This window comes from Pedobacter sp. 05L430, assembly GCF_056397585.1.
Genome location: NZ_JBFTNT010000432.1, coordinates 1 through 2557, shown reverse-complemented (window position 1 = coordinate 2557; position 2557 = coordinate 1). Strand labels below are relative to the sequence as shown.

Annotated in this window: 2 protein-coding genes; both read right to left on the bottom strand. The window is 40.9% G+C overall.

Annotated elements, in window-relative coordinates; translation table 11 throughout:
• Positions 1–6: 6 nt before the first annotated feature.
• Positions 7–264 carry an RNA polymerase sigma factor gene (locus AC1DG9_RS25990; protein ID WP_477635561.1) on the bottom strand — a complete coding sequence of 86 codons (258 nt, stop codon included), beginning with the start codon at positions 262–264 and terminating at the stop codon, positions 7–9.
• Between the two features lie 610 nt (positions 265–874).
• On the bottom strand, positions 875–2557 hold a 1683-nt coding region (locus AC1DG9_RS25985), incomplete at its 5' end, for a trypsin-like peptidase domain-containing protein (protein ID WP_477635560.1).

Sequence of the window (2557 nt, the reverse complement as noted above, 5' to 3'; positions counted from 1 at the left end):
AAACAATTAGGCACTGAATTCTCCGGTAACCTCCAAATCCATCCTTTTTTTCCAGATGTTGAACATCAGGTCCATAACCAACTCTTCGGCCACGGCGGAATTTTTAACGTAGTTCAAGGAGAACTGGTAGAGTTTACCAAAATACCGTTCAAACAACTGATCATATGCCCTCAGGTTGTTCAGGCGACATTCTTCAAGTAGCAAGTGGTCGGATAGTTTGTGGTAATCTTTTATCATTCGCTGAACAAATAATTCATTCAGCAAAACTAAATGTTTAAAAAGCCTCCTGCATTACCATAATGTTAATTGTAATATTGTTCTTCGGATCTTGTTAAGAGATGCATCTCAAAAGACATTCAACCTTTATTTAAAAGCGTTGTTTTGGCTTGTAAGTTGATAAAAGGCCTAAAATATCATCCCTGGTGACCAAAGCAGGATTATTGAACTGCCTGTCTAAAAGATAAGCACTGAAATACCTGCATTTATTTTTCTATATGACTGATATTCACCTATTCCCGGATCAAATTCTTGGGCTCTCATCAGCAGTTCATAAATTACATATACAGAGAATTTCATGCAATAAAATTACATGATTTAAATAACATTAAATTATCATTTATTTAACAATGGACAACATATTTTGCTCATTGATTTGACCTTTCGGCAAGTCAAGTACATAGTAAAGTACATCTTCAGTAGTTCCATCAAGCCAATTACATGCTTCTCGATGGCTGTATCGAAAGCCAAAATGTTGGTTAGCGGCTTTGGAAGCAATATTGCTCTCCCGGTGGCTTACACTTAGCCACTTGCCGTACCTATAGTGGGTAAATAGTCGCCTTTTTTACTTCAGTAGATTATGCATTGACTTATGAAGTTATCGTGTTGGCAGACTGCTTTGATAACGTTCAATTAAACGCAGTAATACCTCGGTCGGAACAACCAGTGTAGTTGTCCTGCTGGAACGCGCTATATTAATGCCACAGAAACGATTCTTAAGGTCAAAAACAGGACCGCCACATTCCTCGGGCTTGACCCTGCCATCATGACTAAACACCTGCGTAAACCCATCGCGTCTGATGCTTTTACCTCCATTAAACAGTTCTGCTGGATGCGTTGATAAAGGCGATTTGAATACATCCAAAGTCAGGTTTTTGAAATAGAGTTGATCTAATCGTTTTATCTTAAAGGTAAGTGAATCAAACGGCCAGAACTTCATCAACTCGGCTCCATAGTCTTCGGGCTTATTGATCGCCATATCATTGATACTTAGAACCCGATCACCTACGGCTATCCCACTTATTCCGGCCGGAGAACCTGGCTGGACTGCAGTAATCACAATGTTGCTATCTTTGAATGTAGCCATAGCCCCTAAATATCCAATGCTAAACCTTTTTGGGGCATTAAAATACATACTCCCGATTACACTGACCTGATCAGGGCGATCTGGTAGCGGTGAAATCAGAAATTTACCCAGTCTTTGAAAGGATAAGCTATCCCGGTTAAACTGTTTTAATTGTATACCGCCCTGAATTGAACCTATCGGTTGCAGCAGCACAAGGTCGTTTTCAGGATCACGCAAAATGACTTTAAGCGCAAAGGATTTATTCGCAGTAAATACAACCGGATCTTCGCCAATTAAGGAACTCTTACTGATCACAAGACTATTGATGACATTGTTACCAACGGCTGATCTTGCAGTCAGGGAGATTAGAGTTCCATTAATTTTTTGTGTTTTGCCATGTACCGTACTGCTAATACCTAAACAACTCTCCTTTAGCTCTGTAGTCAGGGTAGAAAAACTACCCTGTTGATCTTGGAGGGCAGGAATATTCAGAATTGCCGATTGAAGCGGATCATTGCCAACAGCATCCTCATTTGAAGGGAGTGCACCGTAAGTTTTGGAGACATTTAAGGCTGTCCAGTATTTCCGGTAAAGATCGATAGGGATCTCATAATTTTCATCTTCATCGGTTCCAATTGCACTGTGTAACGCAACAACCCGTCCAAAATGATCAAACAGCGGACCCCCTGAATCCCCCGGCTCCATGACGMAAGTTGATTGAATAAACCCAAACTGATTTTTCAGATCCGTGATCCGGCCAAACCTAAGGGTTGGCAGTGTTTGATTTAGTGTTTCCGGGTAAGCGATACTTAAACAAGGTTCATCTATCTTTAGGGAAGATGACCAGCCCATTTCGGCATAAGGCCAGGCACCAGCTTCGATGATTTTCATCAGTGCTACATCGGGAAACATCTTATTCTCAGTAAATTCAATTTCACCGAGCCCGCGTGCGACATGCGATTTCCCATTAGGGAACATGATTAAATAAGTATTATCAGGTTGATTCACATGTGCCGCTGTTAGAATATGGCCTTGGGCAGTAACCACTACACCCGTAAACTGAGCACTAGTCTGCACCTTTTTCAATGTATCATAACCCCATATCCTTACACTAGCACCGTATGCTTTTTTTACGGCTATAGATAATGTTTCTTCTAGTTTTTTGGGACGAAATTTCTGACCGAAGCATTGGGCAGACAGCAGTAGTAGGAATAC